A 20,495-nucleotide genomic window follows, 5' to 3' on the forward strand; every position below is an offset into this window, starting at 1 on the left:
GTCGCCTTTCGGGGAGTCCGCCTGCGCCCTAGGCGCGGGCGTCCGCGTGCCCCCCTCATTACATCGAACTTAAGTAAGCAACTAAAGGAAAACACTTTCATGCTCGTACTCGTTATTAACTGCGGTTCCTCATCTGTGAAGTACCAGGTGCGTGACACCGCCGCTACCGGTGAAGAGAACCAGGTCATCGCCAAGGGTCTGGTCGAAAACATCGGATCAGCCGACGTTCCCAACCACACCGTAGCCCTCGATATCATGGCAAAGGCCCTGGTTGAGCCCCTGCACGGCAAGACCATCGACGCCATCGGCCACCGCGTTGTTCAGGGCGGCGACGTCTTCTCAGCACCCGTCGTCATCACCGAAGATGTCATCACCAAGATTGATGAACTCTCACCCCTCGCACCCCTGCACAACCCCGCCCACGTCCTCGGCATCCGTGCAGCGCAGGAAACCTACCCCGGCGTCCCCATGGTCGCGGTCTTCGACAATGCCTTCCACTCCACCATGCCCGAGCACGTCTACCGCTACGCCGTCCCCGAAGAACTCGTTGAAAAGTACGGCGTACGCCGTTACGGCGCCCACGGCACCAGCCACGACTACGTCACCGGCGTTGCCGCCGAATTCCTCGGCATTGACCGTTCAGAATTCAACGGCGTGATCGCCCACCTGGGTAATGGCGCCTCCATCACCGCCGTTGAGGGCGGCAAGTGCCTCGATACCTCCATGGGCTACACCCCCCTGGCTGGTCTGGTCATGGGCACCCGCTCCGGCGACATCGACCCCTCAGTACTCACCAACGTCATGCAGCGCGGCAACATCTCCCCCGAGAAGATGGACCACATCCTCAACAAGGAATCAGGTCTGCTCGCTATCGCTGGCAACAACGACATGCGCGCCGTGGTTGAGGCAATGGAAGCTGGGGACGAACGCGCCAAGCTGGCCCTGGACATGACCTCCTACCGCCTGGCTAAGTACATCGGCGCCTACCATGTGGCTGTTGGTGGCGCTAAGGCCCTGGTCTTCACCGCCGGTATTGGTGAGAACTCCCACCAGTTCCGCAAGCTGGCTGTTGAGCGCCTGGGCGCCCTGGGCATCAAGCTGGACGACGACGCCAACCTGGTACGTGGCGACGAACCCCGCCTCATCTCCACCAAGGACTCAGCTATTCCCGTACTGGTCGTTCCCACCAACGAGGAAAAGGCTATTGCTGAGGCTACCGAGGCCCTGGTTGCCTAAGTTTTAGGGCCTCAACGCGAACTGCGGGGTTTCTTTCGAACTGCGGTGATTCTATCCGCAGTTCGAAAGAAACCCCGCATTTCGTTTCTGGCCAGGTGGCAAGACCCACCAGCCCCAAGCCTTTTCTTGCTACTGTGGAACCAGAAGACACAGCCTAACCAGCAGGAAATCGCATGAGTGAGAACAACCCCGGCACCACCCCGCCCTACCCGCAGCAACCCGGCCCGCAGGCGTCCGCGCCCATCAAGGAACAGGGCCTCACCCAGCCCCTACCCAACGACCTCAGCGCAGGCTGGCTCCCCGAAGACATGCGCCAGCACCCCATCTCCCCCCTGCCCGCGCCCAAACTCTTTGGCTTTCAATCCCTCCTCCCCTTCAAGTTCCTCAACTCAATCCGCCACCCCGCCGAGCTCCCCCTCGTCATCATGGCCTACGCCCTAACCTTCCTGATCTACATCGGCGGCGGCATCTACCTCATCTCCTCCTTCATCAGCTTCATCGCCACAGGCGTTGAAAGCACCGGCATGGGCATCAGCAACCTCATGGGCCAGCTCATCGCCATCGCCATCTACTTGCCCCTGGGCATCTTCTTTGTACGCGGTGCCATGTACGGACGCCTGCGCCTCAGCGGGGTACGCATCACCCCCACCCAGTTCCCCGAGGCCTACCAAATGGTGGCGCAAGCCGCCCACGCCGCCGGTCTGCGCCGCGTGCCCGACGCCTACGTCGTACTCGGCAACGGCCAAATCAACGCTTTCGCCTCCGGCCACGGGCACCGCCGCTTCATCGCCATCTACTCCGACCTCTTCGAAATCGGCGGCGCAGCCCGCAACCCCGAGGCCCTGCGCTTCATCATCGGCCACGAAGTCGGGCACATCGCAGCAGGCCACACCAGCTACTTCCGCCTCATCTTCACCAGCTTCTTCATGCAAATCCCCGTCGCAGGTAAGCTCCTCTCCCGCACCCAGGAATACACCGCCGACAACTTCGGCTACCGCTACGCCCCCGACGGCGCCGAAACCACCACCTGCGTCCTGGCCGCCGGCAAGTACCTCATGAACGACGTCAACTTCCACGAACTCGCCAACCGGGCTGTTTACGAGGGCGGCTTCTTCACCTGGGTAGCCAACCTCAACTCAACCCACCCGCCCGTCACCTGGCGTGCCCACGCCCTGCGCGACCGCACCGAGCCCGGCCGCCTCATGTGGCGCCCCAAGAACAACCCGCCCTACCCGCTGTCCATGATCCCGGCGGCAGAGCCCGCCGAAGCCTGGGCTGATCCCCTGCAGGCCACCGACCACCTGGCCACCTACCCCGAACGCGCCGACAACCAGCACTGGGGTTCAGTCAACACCACCTACCGCCGCCCTGCCCAGTACCGCGACCGCACCGTCGGCGACATGCTCTACAGCGGCTGGGTGCCCCCGCAGTTCCGCCAGCCCGCCCCGCCCACCTGGGCCGCACCCGTCCCCGGCGGGCAAGCCCCTCACGGGCAGGACGACGCAGCGCCCAAGCCCCCGGCGCCAGGCCAGCAGGTGCCCAGCCAGCAAGTGCCCGGCCAGCACTCACCTGATCAGCAGGGTCAGGACGCAGGGGCCGCCCCGGCTGCCAGCCCCTGGGAGGGCGAGCGCCCGGCGTCCGCCCCAGACAACCCGCCAGCTGACCAAAACTAGCCCTGAGCACCAAAACCCCACCTCAACCTGTTGCCTAAATCACAAGCATGGGTTAGGGTGGGGTTTATTAGCCCTCAAGAAAGAAGGTGAGCCCCATGGGTTTTCTCTACGCTATCGCAGGTATTGTTGCCCTGGTTCTAGCAGCGCTCGGCGGCGCCAAATGGTATGAGGCTGAAAAGGGCAAAGAGTAAAATGGGCTAAATGGCCCTACCCCAGAAACTGCGCTCCTGGCGCCCAGACCCGCTCATCACCCTGATTCTGCTCGCCGTTGCCCTGGCGATCATCTTCCCGGCGCACGGAGACTTTGCCGAGGGGTTCAGCGTCGCCACCAAAATCGCCATCGGCCTACTCTTCTTCCTCTACGGCGCCCGACTCTCACCCCAGGAGGCCCTGCAGGGCCTGAAAAACTGGCGGCTTCACAGCACCATTCTGGGCTTTACCTACCTGGTTTTTCCCCTCATTGGCCTGGCCCTCTACCCCATCCAGGGCCTTATCGGGCGGGAGCTCTACCTGGGCCTGCTCTTTATGACCCTGGTGCCCTCCACCGTGCAGTCCTCGGTAGCTTTCACCTCGATTGCTAAGGGCAATGTGGCAGGGGCAATTGTTAGCGCCAGTGCTTCTAATATCGTGGGTGTTGTTGCTACGCCCCTGCTGGTGATGGTGCTGATGCAGAGTGACCAGCTGGCTATTTCAGGCTCCGTTTTTGGTGATATTGCCTTGCAGCTGCTCTTGCCCTTCGTGCTGGGCCAGCTCCTGCGCCGCTGGGTGGGCGACATAGCCAAGAACAAGCTCACCAAGCACGTTGACCGTCTCTCTATTGCCATGGTGGTCTACGCGGCCTTTTCGGACGGCATTGTGCAGGGCATTTGGACCCGCATTAGCCCCTGGCAGATCCTGCTTCTGGTTCTTCTGTCTATTGCCCTGGTTGAGTTCCTGCTCTGGCTCAGCGGGGTTGTGGCCAAGAGACTGGGCTTTAGCTACGGCGACCGGGTGGCAGTGCAGTTCTGCGGCTCGAAGAAGTCCCTGGCAACCGGCCTACCCATGGCTGCGGTGATTTTTGGGGGTGGGGCTGTGGGTGCCCTCATTCTGCCGCTCATGATTTTCCACCAGGTGCAGCTCATGATTTGCGCCGCCAAGGCCGCCCGCTGGGGCAGGCAGGTTGAATCTTCATAGCGAAGATCATGGCGACTATCATGGTGAAAATAGCCATGATGGTTAGCAATGACCGCCGATTTTCACCATGACGACGCCGGGTTCAACTCCCGCAACATGCCAATAAGGAGGCGGACAGCGGCGTCCTGGTAAAAAATCATGGTGAAACACTTACCGTCATAGTGAAAATTAACATTGACTTTTCACTATGACACTTCCATGCTTTAACCATGACCTGGACCTCCGCCCGCCTCACGGCAACCCTCAAGCAACTGCGCCAACGCCAAGGCGACACCACCACCCTTGAAGTCAAAAAAGCCCAGGGAGGCATGCCCACCCACCTAGGGGAAACCCTCTGTGCCTTCGCCAATATGCCTAGTGGCGGAACTATTATCCTAGGTGTCGACGAGAAAGCAGGGTTCACCGTCACCGGCATTCGCCAGGTTGCCCAGCTTGAAGCCGCAATCGCCGCTCACAACCGAAACGACGTCGTCCCAGCCCCCTACCTAGAGTTCGCTGCCCTCACCCCGGAGGAGGACGAAACTGCCACCGTACTCGTCGTCGATGTGCAGGGGCTCCCTATCACAGCGAAGCCTGCCACCTACAAGGGCGTATCATATCTTCGCCAGTCAGACGGCGACTACGCCATGAACCCCGTGGAGCTACGCATGATTGAGGTCGCTAAACTCCACGCTTCTGAGCACATTCGCTACGACGCCCAGCCTGCCCCCAATACCTCCAAGGAGGACCTAAACCCCCAGCTCGTCAGGAACTACTTGGAGCATACTCGGGCAAGCAGCAGGCGTATGCGCCAGCTAGAGGACGAGGATATTCTCAGGGCTACAGGCGTCCTAGATCCCCAGGGCACCCCCACTGTAGCGGGCTTGTACGGACTAGGTTTTTACCCGCAAGGCCCTGAACCTGCGCTCGGGGTGACCGCCGCCGTCCTCACCACCCGCAACGGCACGTCTCGAAGCCGCAATCTTGAACATTTCGATGGAGCTGTACCTGACCTGCTTGCGGACCTCACGAACTGGGTAGAGGCCAACCTCCCCACCTACCAGGTCTACCGCAGCAGCGGGGATCTCTACGACCAAACAGTTCTCCCCATGACGGCAGTGCGGGAAGTGATTGCCAACGCCCTGGTTCACCGTGATCTCAGCCCTCTGACACTCAGCACCGGCAAGTCTGTGCAGATCCGTATCACTGAGCGGTGCCTTATTGTTGAGAGCCCCGGTGGGTTGCGCGGCCTGTCCACCCACCAGCTCCTGAGCGAAGAACATGCCCAGGCGGCAATCAATCAGAGGCTCTATCACCTGATGAAGCAGAGCGAAACCCCAGATGGGGCCCGGGTGATTGAGGGCGAAGGCGGAGGGATTCGGGAGGTCCAGCAGGCCCTCGAAGCGGTAGGGGCACCCGCACCTATTTTCACCGATACCGGGGTCAAGTTTCGGGTGGTTCTCTGGTTTGCAGAGCACCCCCTGCCCGCTCACCAGGAACAGCCGGTACGCCCTGCCCCGGCCCAGCGTCCTAGCGCACAGGTCCAGCCCCTTGCCCCGGTTCTACCCCAGGGAGTTGGCAAGAATGCCCCCGCTATTGCCCAATCTCTTGCCTCCGGACAGGTGCTAACGCGCTCTCAGCTTGCCGACCAGACCGGGCTCAGCCCCGCCCAGGTTCGCTACGCGGTAGAGCAGCTCCTTGAGGCAGGCCTCGTTGCGATGGTGGGTGAGCGAGGACGCAAGGGGACCGGCTACCGCTGGGTGGGTTAGGACGATGCCGGGTTCAACTCCCGAAACATGCCGATGAGGAGGCGGACGGCGGCATCCTGCTCTGAACTGGCCCGCAGCACCGCAAAAACCCGGCGGGCGCCCAAGGGCTCGCTCACCCACAGGCTGCCCGGGTCAGCACCGGACAGTTCGGAGCGGTAGAGCCCGTCCAGCACCAGGTGGGGCAAAATAGCGACAGCGTAGCCCCCATAGACCGAGTGCAGCTGCCAGCTGAGATCGGTTACATACATGGAATTGAACCGGGTTTGTTCCCTACTCTACAGTGGTGCCCATGACCCTTACCCAGGCCCTCCTTGGCTTCGCCGGAATCGCTTTTCTGATCACCATCATCCCGGCCACAGACACCGCCCTGGTGCTACGATCCCTGGTGGCGGGCGGACGGCGCAGCGCCTACGCCTGCGTCTTTGGTATCACAGCGGGCCTACTCATCTGGGGTGTTACCGCCGCGACCGGCCTGGCCGTGCTCATGGCCGCCGCTCCCCTGGTCTTTGACCTCATTACTGTGGCCGGTGGCCTCTACCTGATCTACCTGGGCGTCACCTTCTTGCTTAATCTCAGGCGCTGGGGGCAGGTAACCGTCCTCAAAGCCGACCAGGCCTCGTTGCCTGGCAGTGCGGCGTCCTTACCCGGGGGCAAGGACGCGGACGCCCCGGCTGGGGGCGGGTCCGTCCGCAAGGATTTTCTGGCGGGCTTTATCGCCAATATTCTTAACCCAAAAATTGCGGTCTTTTATATAGCCAGCGTGCCGCCTTTTATGGTGGCGGCTGTTCCGCCCCTGGTGATGGGGTCCCTTCTGGCTGTTATTCACGGCGGCATTAATGTGCTCTGGTTTGCCCTGATTATTTCGCTGGCAGCCCTGGCCATGAAGTGGCTGCTGCACCCGCGTGCCACCCTCGTCATTGACGGTGTTGCCGGGCTCGTGCTGCTGGTGTTTGGTGTGCTGATTCTGGTGGAGGCGGCCCACAAGCTGCTCTAGGGCAGCCTGGGTGATGCGCCTGTGCGGAAAGGACCATTTAAATCGGAAAAACCCACCTGGCTGGTGGGTTTTTCCGATTTAGATGGTACCTACCCAGGGGTGGAGGGTGTCTGACTAGAGCCCCAGTGCCTCGACCGCCCGAATCAGGGAGATATGGGCCAGGGCCTGCGGGAAGTTACCCGTCAGCCGCTGCCGGTCAAAATCGTACTCAGAGCTCATCAACCCCAGGTCATTGGCGCAGGCCAGCACGGTATCAAGCAGGGCCCGGCCGTCCGCCTCACGCCCGGAGCGAATATACTGCTCCGCCAGCCAGAGGGAGGAGACAAAGTGGGGGTTGTCCTGCCCCTCAAAACCGTCGTGGGAGTCAGAATTGTCGTAACGGTAAATCATGCCCGACGGGTGGGCGATCGTCTGCTCGATCCTCGCAACGGTTGCCAACATACGCTCATCATCCCAAGCCACAAGGCCAATCTGGGGTAGCTGCAGCAGGGAGGCGTCCACGGCAGTGCCGCCGTAGGTTGAGACGAAACAGCCCAAATCTGCGTTATAGCCCCGCTCAAGAATCTCCTCAGCAACGGCGTCGCGGCAGTGCTCCCAGGTGGAGGCGTCGCCGTCCAACCCGAAATCGCGCACCGCCGAAACCCCGGCGTCAAAGGCCGCCCACAGCATAGCCTGGGAGTGGGTATAGACGGCAGGTTCCCCGAAAGTCTCCCACATGGAGCGGTCAGGCTCCCCGATCCGGTCAGCCGCCGCGTTGAGCAGGGCCTTCTGCAGGGGCCAGGAAAGGTGGTCTTCAGCAACCCCGGCCTCCCGCAGGTTGGCGAAGGTAACGAGCACCTGCCCCAGGGCGTCCCCCTGGAACTGGTCGCCCGACCCGTTGCCGCTTCTCACCGGCTGGGAACCCTCATAACCGGGCAGGGCCAGGCGGCGCTCAATATCGTCCTTTTCGCCGGCCAACCCGTAGACGGCGTGGACGCGGCGGGGGTTGTTGGCGAGCGCCCGCAGGATCCAGTTGCGCAGCTGGGCGGTTTCGCGTTCGTGGCCGTGGGTGAGCATAACGTCCATGGTCATGGCGACGTCGCGTAGCCAGGTGAAGCGGAAGTCGTAATTGCGTTTGCCGCCGATGACCTCGGGCAGGGAGGTGGTGACGGAGGCGACCAGGGCGCCGGTTTCGCGGGAGATGAGGGAGCGCAACAGGAGCAGGGAGCGCAGGCGGGCTTCCCGGTAACGGGTGTTGGCTTCTTCGCGGTGGTCCTCGGCGGTGGGGACAACCTGCTGGGCGGCGGTTTGGGCGATTTCCTGGTAGGTGTCGTGGTCGACTTCGGGGGTGGTGGTGTTGGATCCGGCCTCGCTGAGGGGGGTGGGGCGGGTTTCAGGGGCGGGGGTTTCTTCCAGGTCAGCGGGCGGTTCTAGTTCAGCCGAGATGGTGGTGGTGGCCGGGGCGGGGACGTCCTGCCCGGAGGGGGCGGGCGCATCGGGCTGGGCGGGGATGTAGAGGTCCGACCATTCGCGCCACTGGTCCTGAGTGTAGGTGAGGGCGGACAGGTAGTCGATGGGGGCGGGCGGGTTGTGGTTGGAGGCGAAGTAGGAGAGGGTGAAAGTGTAGCTTTGACCTGCGGAAACGGTGAAGGTTTCGGCCTTGGACTCGGGGTCGCCGTCGGGCAGGGAGTCCCCTCGGAAGACGAGGGCGTGGGGGCCTGCCATGCCGACGAGCATGGAGGCGGCCGGGTCGGGGTTGCCCGCCGGGTCGGTTCCCTCGTAGTGGGTGACCCAGGGGACGGTCTTGCCGTAGTCGAAGCGGAGGGCCAGCTCGTGGTACATGGTGACCTCGCCGGTGAGGCCCTCGACGTTGCGGACGATGGTGGTGCCGCCCGAGAGGGGCATAAATTCAGTAACGCGCACGGAGGCTTCACCGACTGACCAGACGGTTTGCAGGATAAAGGTGTTTTCGAGGTAGGAGCGTTCGGTGCGGACTTCTTCAACGGGGGCGGGGTTGACTGATTCGAGGGGGGCCAGGAGCCAGCGGCCGTGTTCGCGTTCCCCCAGGAGGGCGGAGAAGACGGCGCGGGAGTCAAAGCGCGGGGCGCAGAACCAGTCAATGGAGCCGGTGCGGGAAACCAGCGCCCCGGTGTTCATGTCTGACAGGAGAGCGTAATCCTCGATGAATGAAGCCATAGAACCAGTCTAACAGGGGGCTTAGTATTGGCTGGCGGTGCCGAATGTCTCCGAAATTTTCATCCGTGCCTTCTAATGTCGCACTTTGGGCAATTTCGTGGGCATTCGAGATTCAACCCCCTTGCAAATATACCCCTAGGGGGTATATGTTTAAGGCATGAGCGAAGAACACTGCGCAACCCACCAGGCCAGCCCACCCGAGGGGCACCAGCACGGCTACACCGCCGACAAGGACGCCTACCTCAAGCGCCTGCGCCGCATTGAGGGGCAGGTGCGCGGCATAGCCCGCATGGTCGATGAAGATGTGTACTGCATTGACATTTTGACCCAGGTCGCAGCCATCAATAAGGCCCTGCACAGCGTCTCTATCCAGCTGCTTGAAGACCATGTGCGCCACTGCGTCGTCGATGCTGCTACCCAGGCAGAAGCCACCGGCGACGCCGCCCCCCTCGACGACAAAATCAGCGAGGCTATGGCCGCCATTACCCGTCTGGTCAAAAGCTAAAAACCTAACCCCGGCGGGAGCCCACCGGCTCCCACCAACCCAAGTACGGGCGTCCGCGCCCCTCACCCCAAGGAGAAAACCCATGTCAGCAACCATCGTCAAAGCAACCGGCCTCACCTGCAACCACTGCGCCATGAGCGTGCGCGAAGAAATCGAAGAAATTGAGAACGTCACCGGCGTAGAGGTCGACGTGGTCAAGGGCGGCGAATCCACCGTCACCATCAACCACACCGGCGACCTGGACGCCGCCGCTGTCTCAGCCGCCATCGAAGAAGCCGGGTTCACCCCCGTCGGCTAATCACCGATACAGGGCGGACGCGCATCTCAGCCGACTCAGTTTTCTAGGGCTGTGGAGGGCGGCTTTATCCAGGGGCAAACACCTCTCCCTATGGGGTGCGGACGCGCGTCTCTGCCAACTAACCTTCTCGCGGGCTCGCAAGCTCGCACGCGATTCATGCCAGCCCCAGCCAGTTGGCTACCGACGCGCACCCGCACCTGCGGGCGACGGAGGGCGGCTGGCGCCCAGCTGGCTCCGGGGCTGGCGTGAATTGCGACGAGCCCCCAGGCGAGGAGCAAGAGGGTCGCTGGGCAAAGCCGCCCTCCAAAGCCCGCGATATGCGCCCGGCCCCAGGCACCGATAGACACAACAAACACATCAAGTGAAAGAAGGCGTCATGCCCACCCAATCCACCGCTGAGGTTTTCACCGGTGACACCCGTATCGTGAATCTGAATGTGGGGGGTATGACCTGCGCGTCCTGTGTGGGGCGGGTGGAGCGTAAGCTCAAGAAGATTGGGGTGGAGCCCTCGGTTAACCTTCCGCTGGAAACTGCCCGGGTGGTTGCACCCGCCTCTATCACCGATGAGCAGTTGATTGAGACCATTGAGAAGGCTGGCTACTCAGCCAGTCTCAAGCAGGACGCTGTGGAGCAGGCGGATGAGGCCGGGCAGGATTCGCTCGCCCCGCGCCTGTGGGTAGCGGCTGTTTTCACCCTGCCGGTCTTTCTGATATCTATGTTTGCTACCTTCCAGTTCCCCCACTGGGGCTGGGTGGTTGCAGCCCTGACCCTGCCGGTGGCCACCTGGGCGGCTATGCCCTTCCACCGCCCGGCCTGGACTAACCTGCGGCACGGCTCGTTCACCATGGACACCCTCATTTCTCTGGGTGTGGTTGCTTCTTACGCTTTTTCGCTCTGGCAGCTGGCCATGGATCCGGCTATGACCGCCCATGCCGGGCACGGGGCGTCCGCAGGCGGGCACGGCATGGACCACATGCTCTACTTCGATGCCGCCGCCATGATTACCCTCTTCCTACTGGCTGGGCGCACCATTGAACACCGTACCGCCCGGCGGTCCTCCCAGGCCCTGCGGGCCCTGCTGAATCTGGGGGCTAAGTCTGCCACGGTGCTGCAGGGCGGGCGGGAAGTGCAGATTCCCGTCAAGGACCTGCTGCCCGGCGACATCTTTCTGGTGCGCCCCGGCGAGAAAATCGCGGTGGACGGCGAGGTCCTTGAAGGACGCTCAGCGGTGGATACCTCCCTGCTAACCGGTGAGTCTGTGCCGGTTGAGGTGGGGGTGGGGGACGCCGTCGTTGGCGCGACCGTCAATACGTCCGGCTCCCTGACGGTGCGGGCAACCCGGGTGGGGGCCGATACCGTGCTGGCCCAAATGAGTCGCACCGTGGCTGAGGCCCAGTCCACCAAGGCTCCTATCGCCCGCCTGGCAGATAGGGTTTCTGCGGTTTTCGTTCCGATTGTCATTGGGCTGGCCCTGGCCACCCTAGCAGGCTGGTTGTTGCTGACCGGCGACCTCAACGCCGCCTTTACCGCAGCCGTGTCGGTGCTGGTCATCGCCTGCCCCTGCGCCCTGGGTCTGGCTACCCCTACAGCCCTGCTGGCTGGTACCTCGCGCGGTTCCCAGCTGGGTATTCTGATTCGTTCAGCCCAGGTGCTCGAATCCACCAAGCACCTGCGCACCGTGGTGCTCGATAAGACCGGCACCGTCACCACCGGTGCCTTCACCCTGGCTGAGGTAACCCCCTTAGCGGGCTTTGAAGCCCAGGACGCAGGGCGTCTGCTGGCGGTGGCCGGGGCGGCTGAGAGCCGCTCTGAGCACCCCATTGCCCGGGCTATCACCCAGGCAGCCCAGGCTGCTGGAGCGGGTTCCTCTCTGCCTGAAGTCACCACCTTTGAGTCAGCCCCCGGCGGGGGCGTGCGAGCCACCCTGCTGGAAGAGGTTTCCTCGGGCGAAAGCCGAGAAATCACGGCTCTAGTGGGTCAGGCCAGCTTCTTAGCTGCCGAAGGTATCGAGCTGAGCGAAGCCCACACCCGCACCCTACTGGCCGGGCAGGAGGCCGGGCGCACCACCGTCGTCCTTGCTTTCAACGGGCAGCCCGCGGCCCTGCTGGCCCTGCAGGACACCCCCAAGCCGGGGGCGTCCGAAGCCCTGGCAGAACTCAAGGAGCTGGGGCTCACCCCGGTTCTACTGACCGGGGACGCCGAACCCGTCGCCCGTGCGGTAGCTACCCGGGTGGGCATTGACTCCGCGAATGTTTATGCGGGAGTTAGCCCCTCCGATAAGCTGGCCACCATCACCCGCCTGCAAGAGGGCGGGGTGGGGGTCGCCATGGTGGGCGACGGCGTGAATGACGCGGCCGCCCTGGCCAAGGCCGATGTGGGCGTGGCCATGGGGTCGGGCACCGACGTGGCTATGGAGGCTGCCGATATGACCATTGTGCGTAGTGACCTGGGCTCACTGCCAACGGCCATTCGACTCTCGCGGGCCACCTTGCGCCTCATTAAGAGCAACCTCTTCTGGGCCTTTGCCTACAACACGGTGGCTATTCCGGTAGCAGCAGCAGGCCTGCTCAACCCCATGATTGCAGCAGCAGCCATGGCCTTCTCCTCAGTCTTCGTGGTACTCAACTCCACCCGCCTGCTCCGCTTTTCCTAACACCCCAACCAACGCCCCAGGAGGCACCTATGAAAACCCTACCCACCCGCGTCCTCGCCCTCGCTGCCCTATCTCTGCTGGCTCTGACCGCCTGCGGGTCCAACGAGTCAAATGCTAAAAACGAGGCTGAGGCTCTGGTCTCGTCAGCTGCCGCAGCCCACGCTGATCACGCCAACCACCCGACAGATGGCGGGCCCGCACCTGCCGGTATCGCTGAAGCATCAGACCCCACCTACCCGGTTGGCACCGAGGTTGTACTCGCCGCTGACCACATGAGTGGTATGGACGGGGCTACCGCCACCATCGTGGGCGCCTACCAGACCTACACCTACTCGGTGAACTACACCCCTACCGATGGCTCTGACCCCGTCACCGACCACAAGTGGGTTGTGCAGGAAGAACTGGCGGACGCCGGGAGTGAGCGCCTTTCCGACGGCGCCCCCGTGACCATCGAGGCTGAGCACATGACCGGCATGAAGGGAGCTGAGGGAACGGTTGAGTCATCCACCGATGAGACCGTTTATATGGTGGACTTCACTTCCAGTGGCATGACCATGAAGAACCATAAGTGGGTCACTGAATCCGAGATTGAAGGGGTCAAGTAACTCCTCATTCTCAAAGGGACCACGAAACTTCAAAAGGACCGCATACTATGCGGTCCTTTTGAAGAAATGAGGTCCCCTTGCTAGGGGCGGGAACGGGGGTTAGAGCGCGGGCTTAATGTCGCGGACGATGGCCTCCAGCTGGCGCAGGTTAAAATCAACTCCCAGCATGTTGGGAATGGTCACCAGCAGGGTGTCTGCCTCAGCTACGGCCTCGTCCTGGGCCAGCTCTTCGGCGATTTTGTCGGGCTCGCCAATGTAGCTCTTGCCGAAGCGGGAGACGGCGCCGTCCAGAATACCGACCTGGTCCTGGCCCTCCGCCTGGGCGCGTAGGCCGAAGTAGTAGTTACTCTGCTCGTCAATAATCGGAATGATCGAGCGCGAAACCGAGGTGCGCGGGGTACCCTCGTGCCCGGCGTCCGCCCAGGCCTGCTTGAAGATACGCAGCTGTTCGGCCTGCAGCTGGTCAAAGGGCACACCGGTGTCTTCCAGCAGCAGGGTGGAGGACATCAGGTTCATGCCCTGCTCGCCGGTCCAGCGGGCGGTGTCGCGGGTGCCAGCACCCCACCAGATACGGCGGGGCAGGCCGGGTGACTGGGGCGTAATGGGGTCGAGCTGGGTGGGGTCAGAAATGCTCTGGGCAATGCCCTTACCGGCAATGGCCTCGCGGAAGAGGGCGGTGTGGCGGCGGGCCATGTCAGCCTCGTCCTCGCCCTCAGCGGGCAGGTAACCGAAGTGGGCAAAGCCCTTGTAGACGGTTTCGGGGGACCCGCGGGAGATACCCAGCTGCAGGCGCTCGTTACCGGCAATCAGATCGACCATGGCAGCCTGTTCTGCCATGTAGAGCGGGTTTTCGTAGCGCATGTCGATGACGCCGGTGCCCAGCTCGATGGCGGAGGTGCGGGCCCCGGCTGCGGCCAGCAGGGGGAAGGGGGACATCTGCTGTTGGGCGAAGTGGTGGACGCGGTAGAAGGCCCCGTCGAGCCCGATGTCTTCGGCGCCGACGGCCAGGTCGATGGCCTGGTGGAGCATGTCGGCTCCTGTGCGGGTTTTGGAGCCGGGGTAGTCGCCGTAGTGACCGAAGGAGAGGAAGCCTATTTTAGGTGCCATGATTGTATGCCTTTCAGGGTAGTTTTCCTTACAGGCATTACTTTACCAGGAAAGCATTTTGGGGGCTAGACCCCACCCCTACTCAAGAATCATCCGCGCCCGATAGGCCGAAGGTGACTCCCCATACTCGGCCTTAAAAGCCTTGCTCACATGCGACGGGTCAAACAGGGCATAGCGGGCGCTAATGGTCTGCACCGAATCCCCCCGGTAGAGGGGATTAGCAAGATCCTCCCGAATGCACTCCAGGCGGCGGGAGCGGATAAAGCTCGACACCGTCTGCTGCTGGGCAGCGAACCGCCCGTGCAGCTGCCGCAGGGAGATATAGAGGGCCTCGGCAATCTTGCCCGGCCCCAGGTCAGGATCTGAGAGGTGCTCTTCAATGTAGGCAACCGCCTGGTGGTAGAGCATATTGCCCGGCTGGCGCCCGGCTTCACTGGATTCTGCCACCATCACGGTAATCACCATTTCGAGGGCTGACCGCACCAGGGCCAGGGCGTGCGGCCCGCTCAGTTCTTCAATGTTGGCGGCCAGCTGCTCAAAGAGGGGCACGGCGAACTTTCCGAGCCCCTGGGAGTCTGACACCGGGGTTGCGGTGATAACCCCCAGGTAGTCTGCTCCCAGGTGGATGAAGTTTTGGGGGAAGAGGACGATGAGGCTGCGTTGATTATCGATATAGTCCAACTGGTAGGGGCGTTTGGTGACATAGAGGGCCAGGTCGCCGGGCCCCAGGGTGCAGGTTCGCCCGTCCTGGGTAATGGTGGCCTGCCCTTCAAGTTGCAGACTGAGTTTGCAGTAGCCGCCGTGGGCTAGGTCGTCGGCGGTGGGTTCGCGGGTGACGGTGTGGGCGGGGGTGTGCATGTCGAAGAGGTGGACTTCCCCCAGGGAGGCGGTGCGGACGCTGGCGATAAAGTTTTCGGAATCGGGGGCAGTGATGTTGAGTAGGCCGAAGCTTTCCCGGGCCCCGGCGATCCATTGGGGCAGGTTCATGTGTTCGTGCTGGCGGAAGCTGTAGGGTTCGGGGGCTTCTGTCTCGCGCATGAACTGCCTTTCACAGGTGATTGGGCGGCCCCCACCACAATTCGTGACCCACAGCACAGTAAGACAAAGTTTCTGCACGGGCCACCTAACACAGCAGGGGTGGTGACTTACATCATAGATGTAACCGTACCCAACATCAAGGAGATGACAATGTCGTCACTACCCACCACCTACGCAGAACTCCTAGAGCGCGTTACCGCAGGTGGCACCCGGGAAGTCTTCAACCCGGCCACCGAGGAACTCATCGGCTTGGCACCCGAGCTGGGCACCGACGTCCTCGACGAAATGGTTGCCAAGGCCCGCGCCGCCCAGCCCGCCTGGGCTGCCCTCAGCCATGCCGAGCGCAGCGACTACCTGATGAAGATGGCCGACGCCATTGAAGCTGCCGCCGAGCCCCTGGCTGAGCTACTCTCCCGCGAGCAGGGCAAGCCCCTCAACGGCCCCAATGCCCGCTTTGAAGTGGGTGGCTGCGCCGCCTGGACCCGCGCCACCGCCTCCTTCGGCCTGGACGAAGAAACCCTGGTGGACGACGGCGAAACCCGGGCCGTCCTCAACTACCGCCCCATCGGCGTCGTCGGCGGCATTGGCCCCTGGAACTGGCCCATGCTGATCACTATCTGGCAGATCGCCCCGGCTCTTCGCATGGGCAACACCATTGTGCTCAAGCCCTCCGAATACACCACCCTGAGTGTCCTGGCCCTGGTTGAGGTTATCAACAGCGTCCTACCCGAGGGCCTGGTGCAGATTATTCCCGCCACCCCCGAGGTTGGCGCGGCTATGAGCACCCACCCGGGAATCGACAAGATCACCTTTACCGGCTCCACCGCAACCGGCAAGAAGATTGCCGCCTCCACCGCCGACACCCTCAAGCGCCTCACCCTGGAGCTGGGCGGCAACGACGCAGGTATCGTCCTGGATGACGCCGACCCCAAGGCCATCGCCGAGGGCCTCTTCTGGGGCGCCTTTATCAATACCGGCCAGACCTGCGCGGCCCTCAAGCGCCTCTACGTCCCTGACTCCCTCTACGATCAGGTTTGCGAAGAGCTCACCGCCGTCGCCCAGAACATGCCTATGGGCGTGGGCCTTGAGGAGCAGAACGTCCTGGGCCCCCTGCAGAACAAGGCCCAGTACGACATCGTGGCTGACCTGGTGCAAAAGGCTAAGGACGGCGGCGCCCGCGTCCTGCTGGGTGGCAACCCGGACGAGTCCGCCCCCGGCTTCTTCTATCCCACCACCCTGGTGGCCGACATCGCCAAGGATAACCCCCTGGTGGTTGAAGAGCAGTTCGGCCCGGCCCTGCCGATTATCCGCTACTCCACCCTGGAGGAAGCCCTGGAAGAAGCCAATAAGCTGAATGTTGGCCTGGGAGCCTCGGTCTGGTCGTCCAATATCGAGCGGGCCCGGGAGGTAGCCACCAAGATTCAGGCTGGCACCGTCTGGATCAACAAGCACGGCGCCATTGACCCCCGGGTTCCCTTCGGCGGCATCAAGACCTCTGGCTACGGCCTTGAGTTCGGCGTCGAGGGCCTCAAGCACATGGGCATCCCCCAGGTGATTTGCGAATAGGTCCCAGCAGATTCTTTACCCCGCCCCGTCCGGCCCTGCGCCAGGCGGGGCGCGTCCGTCCTGATTTTTTCCAGGACGCCCACTGACCCACGTCCGCCGCCACCACGGGAAATAGCACCCTGGGCGGGAATTACTGACCGAGCGTTAAAAAATTTTTTGCTCAACCCCTGTTGCAGAGCCCCGCGTTTCGTATATGATTCTCTGCATACACAAAATGTGACACCCGCCTCACAGCGGTTTCATCCACGCCCCATCACACAAGGAGACACCGATGTCTTCCACAGCCACAGCGCCTCACAAGGTGAGCCGCGAAGAACGCAAGGTGCTCGCAGGCACCCTGATCGGCACCACCATCGAGTGGTACGACTTCTTCATCTACGCCCAGGCCGCAGGCCTGATCCTGGCCACTCAGTACTTCACCCCCGAAGGTGAAGACAAGACCATCGCCCAGATCGTCTCCTGGGCCTCCCTGGGTATCAGCTTCATCTTCCGCCCCCTCGGCGCTATCGTCGCAGGCCATATCGGCGACAAGTTCGGCCGCCGAATCACCCTGGTACTCACCCTCATCCTCATGGGCGTCGCCACCGTCGGTATCGGCTTCGTCCCCACCTACGCCCAAATCGGCATTGCAGCCCCCCTCATCATCATCGCCCTCCGCATTCTCCAGGGCTTCTCAGCCGGTGGCGAATGGGGCGGCGCAGCCCTCATGTCCGTCGAACACGCCCCCCGCAACAAGCGCGGCTTCTTCGGCGCCTTCCCCCAGGTGGGCGTCCCCCTGGGCATGATCCTGGCAACCCTCGTCAACCTGCTGCTCAACGCCATTCTGACCGAAGAGCAGTTCCTGAGCTTCGGCTGGCGTATCCCCTTCTGGTCCTCCATCATCCTGATCCTGGTCGGCTTCTACATCCGCCACTCGGTTGAAGAATCCCCCGTCTTCAAGGAAATGCAGAACCTCAAGAAGGCCGAATCAGCCCCCCTCAAGCAGCTCTTCAAGAGCAACACCAAGGAAGTTATCCTGGCGGCCCTGATCTTCATCGCCAATAACGCTGCAGGCTACCTGGTCATCGCCTTCTTCATCTCCTACGGCGTCAAGTCCCTGGGTATGAGCCGCGGCGACACTATGACCGCCTCCCTGATCGGTGGCCTCGGCTGGCTGACCTTCACCATGCTGGGCGGCTGGATGTCCGACAAGTTCGGCCGCGTCCGCACCTTCCAGATTGGCTACGGCCTCATGCTCCTCTGGTCAATCCCCATGTGGTTCCTGGTAGATTCCGGCAGCGTCTTCCTCTTCACCCTGGCTATCTTCGTCCTGACCATTGGCCTGGGTCCCTCCTACGGCCCCCAGTCGGCTATGTACGCTGAGATGTTCCCGGCCTCCGTCCGCTTCTCAGGTATCTCCATTGGCTACGCAATCGGCGCGATCCTCGGCGGTGCCTTCGCCCCCATGATCGCCCAGATGATCCTGCGGGAAACCGGCCAGTCCTGGATGATTGGTGTCTACCTGGTTGTTATCACCCTGGTCTCCCTCATTGCGGTCAGCCTGGTTCCCAAGGGCATCCAGGAAATCGACCTGCACCCTGAAGAAGCCCAGGGCAAGTAGCTCCCCTTTCGGCCCCCGTCGCCTCCCGCCTATGGGCGGAAAGGTTACGGGGGTCTTTGGTTTCTCTTGACCCGCGTCACTTAAAGTGACAAGATTTAGTGAACGATTGGTCAGTAATTTCTGGCCTGACCGCTTAGCGTTCTCACGAAGGAGTAAGAATGTCCCAGGTATATCTGGTGGGGGGATCCCGAACCCCCGTCGGCCGCTACGGTGGCGCCCTCTCGTCCGTCCGCCCCGACGACCTTGCCGCCCTGGTCATTAAGGACGTCATCGACAAGACTGGGCTAGACCCGGCAGTCGTCGACGAGGTTATCCTGGGCAACGCCAACGGCGCCGGTGAAGAAAACCGTAACGTCGCCCGCATGGCCTGGCTCCTCAACGACTACCCCGAAAGCGTCCCCGGCATCACCGTCAACCGCCTCTGCGCCTCAGGGCTCAGCGCCATTACCATGGCCACCCAGATGATCAAGGCGGGGGACGCCGACATCGTGATCGCTGGCGGCGTGGAGTCTATGTCCCGCGCCCCCTGGGTCATGGAAAAGCCCACCACCGCTTTTGCTAAGCCCGGCCAGAGCTTCGACACCGCCATCGGCTGGCGCTTCGTCAACCCCGTTTTTGCGGCGCGTGACAAGTTCACCTACTCCATGCCTGAAACCGCAGAAGAAGTAGCCCGCGTCGATTCTATTTCCCGTGAAGACTGCGACGCCTTTGCCGTCCGCTCCCACGAACGGGCCATCGCGGCCATTGAAGCCGGGCACTTTAAGGACGAAATCGTGCCCGTGGTGGTGCGGGACCGCAAGGGCCGGGAAACCGTGGTGGATACGGACGAGGGCCCCCGCCCCGGCACGACCGCCGAGGTCCTGGCCGGGTTGCGGCCGGTTGTTGCTGGTGGCTCTGTGGTAACGGCCGGCAACTCCTCCACCCTCAACGACGGGGCTTCAGCCATTATCGTGGCTTCCGAAGAGGCCGTGAAGAAGTACGGGCTAACCCCCCGCGCCCGCGTCGTCGCCGGGGCGTCCGCTGGCCTAGCCCCCGAAATCATGGGCCTGGGCCCGGTACCGGCCACCGAAAAAGCCCTAGCCAAGGCCGGGTGGACGGTCGCCGACCTCGAAGCTGTAGAACTCAACGAGGCCTTTGCCTCCCAGTCCCTGGCCTCCATGCGCCGCCTGGGCCTGAACGAGGATATCGTCAACCGCGACGGCGGGGCGATTTCCCTGGGCCACCCGCTGGGTTCGTCCGGCTCCCGCATTGTCATTACCCTGCTGGGCCGTATGGAACGCGAGGGCGCCAGCAAGGGCCTGGCTACCATGTGCATTGGCGTGGGCCAGGGCGCCGCCCTGCTGGTGGAGGCCGTCTAATGTTCGAGCACTTCACAGCCCTCACTATTGAAGAGGGCGAGGACCGCCTGGTCGTCCGCATGAACCGCCCCGAGGTACGCAACGCCATTGACGCCACCATGGTCGCCGAGTTGCACGAGGTCTGCGCCTACCTGGAAGTCACCCCCAAGATCCTGATTCTGACCGGGTGCGAAGTCAATGGACGCGGAATTTTCGCCTCGGGCGCCGACATCGCCCAGCTTCGCGAACGCCGCCGGGAGGACGCCCTGCGCGGGGTAAATTCACAAATTTTCGACCGGATTCATAAGCTCCCCATGCCGGTGATTGCCGCCATTGACGGCTACGCCCTGGGCGGTGGGGCGGAGCTGGCCTACGCGGCTGATTTCCGCCTGGGCACCCCCTACATCAAGATGGGCCAGCCCGAAACCAACCTGGGTATTATCGCCGCCGCCGGCGCCCTCTGGCGTCTTAAGGAGCTGGTGGGTGAGCCGGTGGCCCTGGAGATTCTGATGGCCGGTCGGATCCTGTCTGCCGACGAGGCGCTTGAGCTGCACCTGGTGACCGAGCTGCACGAGCCGTCCGAGCTGTTGGCGGCGGCCCATGCCCTGGCAGACCGTATTGGGGCCCAGGACCCGCTGGCAGTGCGTGTGACCAAGCGGGTCTTTGGGGCCCCGCGTGAGGCCCACCCCCACATTGACGAGCTGGCCCAGGCGATTCTGTTTGAGTCCCAGGCCAAGTTTGACCGTATGCAGGCTTTTCTTGATCGGAAGAAGAAGTAGAGGTTAGT

General features: G+C 62.7%; 17 protein-coding genes. 13 read left to right on the forward strand and 4 right to left on the reverse strand.

Features of this window, described 5'->3' with window-relative positions:
* The first annotated feature begins 99 nt into the window (after window positions 1-99).
* From L7A15_RS07440 to L7A15_RS07455, 4 genes are all read left to right on the forward strand, one after another.
* A complete protein-coding gene (locus L7A15_RS07440) occupies window positions 100-1,236 on the forward strand; it encodes an acetate/propionate family kinase (RefSeq protein ID WP_237208507.1) in 1,137 nt (378 codons plus the stop codon).
* Between the two features lie 173 nt (window positions 1,237-1,409).
* Window positions 1,410-2,909: a M48 family metallopeptidase gene (locus tag L7A15_RS07445; RefSeq protein WP_237208508.1), complete on the forward strand. Its 1,500-nt coding sequence runs from the start codon at window positions 1,410-1,412 to the stop codon at window positions 2,907-2,909.
* Window positions 2,910-3,110: 201 nt separating this feature from the next.
* Window positions 3,111-4,082, forward strand: coding sequence for a bile acid:sodium symporter family protein (locus L7A15_RS07450; protein ID WP_237189808.1), 972 nt, complete (start codon window positions 3,111-3,113; stop codon window positions 4,080-4,082).
* 209 nt (window positions 4,083-4,291) lie between these two features.
* The gene (locus tag L7A15_RS07455; protein ID WP_237208509.1) at window positions 4,292-5,830 is read left to right on the forward strand and encodes an ATP-binding protein; all 1,539 of its coding nucleotides are present in this window, start codon (window positions 4,292-4,294) and stop codon (window positions 5,828-5,830) included.
* Here L7A15_RS07455 and L7A15_RS07460 read toward each other — a convergent pair.
* On the reverse strand, window positions 5,827-6,078 hold the full coding sequence (locus L7A15_RS07460; protein WP_237208510.1) for a hypothetical protein: 252 nt from the start codon (window positions 6,076-6,078) through the stop codon (window positions 5,827-5,829). The two genes, L7A15_RS07455 and L7A15_RS07460, sit on opposite strands and share 4 nt — an antisense overlap.
* A 41-nt stretch (window positions 6,079-6,119) precedes the next feature.
* Between L7A15_RS07460 and L7A15_RS07465 the strand changes: the two genes are divergently transcribed.
* Complete coding sequence (locus L7A15_RS07465) at window positions 6,120-6,824, forward strand: LysE family translocator (RefSeq protein ID WP_237208511.1); 705 nt, start codon at window positions 6,120-6,122, stop codon at window positions 6,822-6,824.
* Window positions 6,825-6,938: 114 nt separating this feature from the next.
* Here L7A15_RS07465 and L7A15_RS07470 read toward each other — a convergent pair whose 3' ends face one another.
* On the reverse strand, window positions 6,939-8,999 hold the full coding sequence (locus L7A15_RS07470) for a glycoside hydrolase family 15 protein (protein ID WP_237208512.1): 2,061 nt from the start codon (window positions 8,997-8,999) through the stop codon (window positions 6,939-6,941).
* A gap of 157 nt (window positions 9,000-9,156) precedes the next feature.
* Here L7A15_RS07470 and L7A15_RS07475 point away from each other — a divergent pair, with 157 nt between their 5' ends.
* From L7A15_RS07475 to L7A15_RS07490, 4 genes are all read left to right on the forward strand, one after another.
* Complete coding sequence (locus L7A15_RS07475; protein ID WP_237208513.1) at window positions 9,157-9,504, forward strand: metal-sensitive transcriptional regulator; 348 nt, start codon at window positions 9,157-9,159, stop codon at window positions 9,502-9,504.
* A gap of 82 nt (window positions 9,505-9,586) precedes the next feature.
* Complete coding sequence (locus tag L7A15_RS07480) at window positions 9,587-9,802, forward strand: heavy-metal-associated domain-containing protein (RefSeq protein ID WP_237208514.1); 216 nt, start codon at window positions 9,587-9,589, stop codon at window positions 9,800-9,802.
* Window positions 9,803-10,178: 376 nt separating this feature from the next.
* Entirely contained in the window at window positions 10,179-12,455 is a 2,277-nt protein-coding gene (locus tag L7A15_RS07485; RefSeq protein ID WP_237208515.1) for a heavy metal translocating P-type ATPase, read from the forward strand.
* 29 nt (window positions 12,456-12,484) lie between these two features.
* Entirely contained in the window at window positions 12,485-13,060 is a 576-nt protein-coding gene (locus tag L7A15_RS07490) for a YdhK family protein (protein WP_237208516.1), read from the forward strand.
* 99 nt (window positions 13,061-13,159) lie between these two features.
* On the opposite strand, the gene L7A15_RS07495 is transcribed toward L7A15_RS07490, so the two are convergent.
* Both L7A15_RS07495 and L7A15_RS07500 read right to left on the reverse strand, forming a co-directional pair.
* The gene (locus tag L7A15_RS07495) at window positions 13,160-14,167 is read right to left on the reverse strand and encodes an LLM class flavin-dependent oxidoreductase (RefSeq protein WP_237208517.1); all 1,008 of its coding nucleotides are present in this window, start codon (window positions 14,165-14,167) and stop codon (window positions 13,160-13,162) included.
* 78 nt (window positions 14,168-14,245) lie between these two features.
* Window positions 14,246-15,205, reverse strand: a complete 960-nt coding sequence (locus L7A15_RS07500) for a helix-turn-helix domain-containing protein (protein WP_237189388.1) — start codon at window positions 15,203-15,205, stop codon at window positions 14,246-14,248.
* Between the two features lie 150 nt (window positions 15,206-15,355).
* Here L7A15_RS07500 and L7A15_RS07505 point away from each other — a divergent pair, with 150 nt between their 5' ends.
* The 4 genes from L7A15_RS07505 to L7A15_RS07520 all read left to right on the forward strand — a co-directional run bounded on the left by L7A15_RS07505 (window position 15,356) and on the right by L7A15_RS07520 (window position 20,487).
* On the forward strand, window positions 15,356-16,771 hold the full coding sequence (locus L7A15_RS07505; protein ID WP_237208518.1) for an aldehyde dehydrogenase family protein: 1,416 nt from the start codon (window positions 15,356-15,358) through the stop codon (window positions 16,769-16,771).
* 271 nt (window positions 16,772-17,042) lie between these two features.
* Window positions 17,043-18,371: an MFS transporter gene (locus L7A15_RS07510; RefSeq protein WP_237208519.1), complete on the forward strand. Its 1,329-nt coding sequence runs from the start codon at window positions 17,043-17,045 to the stop codon at window positions 18,369-18,371.
* Between the two features lie 158 nt (window positions 18,372-18,529).
* The gene (locus L7A15_RS07515; RefSeq protein ID WP_237208520.1) at window positions 18,530-19,729 is read left to right on the forward strand and encodes a thiolase family protein; all 1,200 of its coding nucleotides are present in this window, start codon (window positions 18,530-18,532) and stop codon (window positions 19,727-19,729) included.
* Window positions 19,729-20,487, forward strand: coding sequence for an enoyl-CoA hydratase/isomerase family protein (locus L7A15_RS07520; protein ID WP_237200701.1), 759 nt, complete (start codon window positions 19,729-19,731; stop codon window positions 20,485-20,487). The genes L7A15_RS07515 and L7A15_RS07520 overlap by 1 nt, the downstream gene beginning before the upstream one ends.
* The last annotated feature ends 8 nt before the right edge of the window (window positions 20,488-20,495 follow it).

The organism is Rothia nasimurium, assembly GCF_928391935.1.
In the GTDB taxonomy this organism is placed as follows: Bacteria; Actinomycetota; Actinomycetes; order Actinomycetales; family Micrococcaceae; genus Rothia; species Rothia nasimurium_D.

Coding starts and splice junctions, on each gene's coding strand:
- L7A15_RS07440 (WP_237208507.1), top strand. CDS start 100: ATGCTCGTACTCGTTATTAACTGCGGTTCCTCATCTGTGAAGTACCAG.
- L7A15_RS07445 (WP_237208508.1), top strand. CDS start 1,410: ATGAGTGAGAACAACCCCGGCACCACCCCGCCCTACCCGCAGCAACCC.
- L7A15_RS07450 (WP_237189808.1), top strand. CDS start 3,111: ATGGCCCTACCCCAGAAACTGCGCTCCTGGCGCCCAGACCCGCTCATC.
- L7A15_RS07455 (WP_237208509.1), top strand. CDS start 4,292: ATGACCTGGACCTCCGCCCGCCTCACGGCAACCCTCAAGCAACTGCGC.
- L7A15_RS07460 (WP_237208510.1), bottom strand. CDS start 6,078: ATGTATGTAACCGATCTCAGCTGGCAGCTGCACTCGGTCTATGGGGGC.
- L7A15_RS07465 (WP_237208511.1), top strand. CDS start 6,120: ATGACCCTTACCCAGGCCCTCCTTGGCTTCGCCGGAATCGCTTTTCTG.
- L7A15_RS07470 (WP_237208512.1), bottom strand. CDS start 8,999: ATGGCTTCATTCATCGAGGATTACGCTCTCCTGTCAGACATGAACACC.
- L7A15_RS07475 (WP_237208513.1), top strand. CDS start 9,157: ATGAGCGAAGAACACTGCGCAACCCACCAGGCCAGCCCACCCGAGGGG.
- L7A15_RS07480 (WP_237208514.1), top strand. CDS start 9,587: ATGTCAGCAACCATCGTCAAAGCAACCGGCCTCACCTGCAACCACTGC.
- L7A15_RS07485 (WP_237208515.1), top strand. CDS start 10,179: ATGCCCACCCAATCCACCGCTGAGGTTTTCACCGGTGACACCCGTATC.
- L7A15_RS07490 (WP_237208516.1), top strand. CDS start 12,485: ATGAAAACCCTACCCACCCGCGTCCTCGCCCTCGCTGCCCTATCTCTG.
- L7A15_RS07495 (WP_237208517.1), bottom strand. CDS start 14,167: ATGGCACCTAAAATAGGCTTCCTCTCCTTCGGTCACTACGGCGACTAC.
- L7A15_RS07500 (WP_237189388.1), bottom strand. CDS start 15,205: ATGCGCGAGACAGAAGCCCCCGAACCCTACAGCTTCCGCCAGCACGAA.
- L7A15_RS07505 (WP_237208518.1), top strand. CDS start 15,356: ATGTCGTCACTACCCACCACCTACGCAGAACTCCTAGAGCGCGTTACC.
- L7A15_RS07510 (WP_237208519.1), top strand. CDS start 17,043: ATGTCTTCCACAGCCACAGCGCCTCACAAGGTGAGCCGCGAAGAACGC.
- L7A15_RS07515 (WP_237208520.1), top strand. CDS start 18,530: ATGTCCCAGGTATATCTGGTGGGGGGATCCCGAACCCCCGTCGGCCGC.
- L7A15_RS07520 (WP_237200701.1), top strand. CDS start 19,729: ATGTTCGAGCACTTCACAGCCCTCACTATTGAAGAGGGCGAGGACCGC.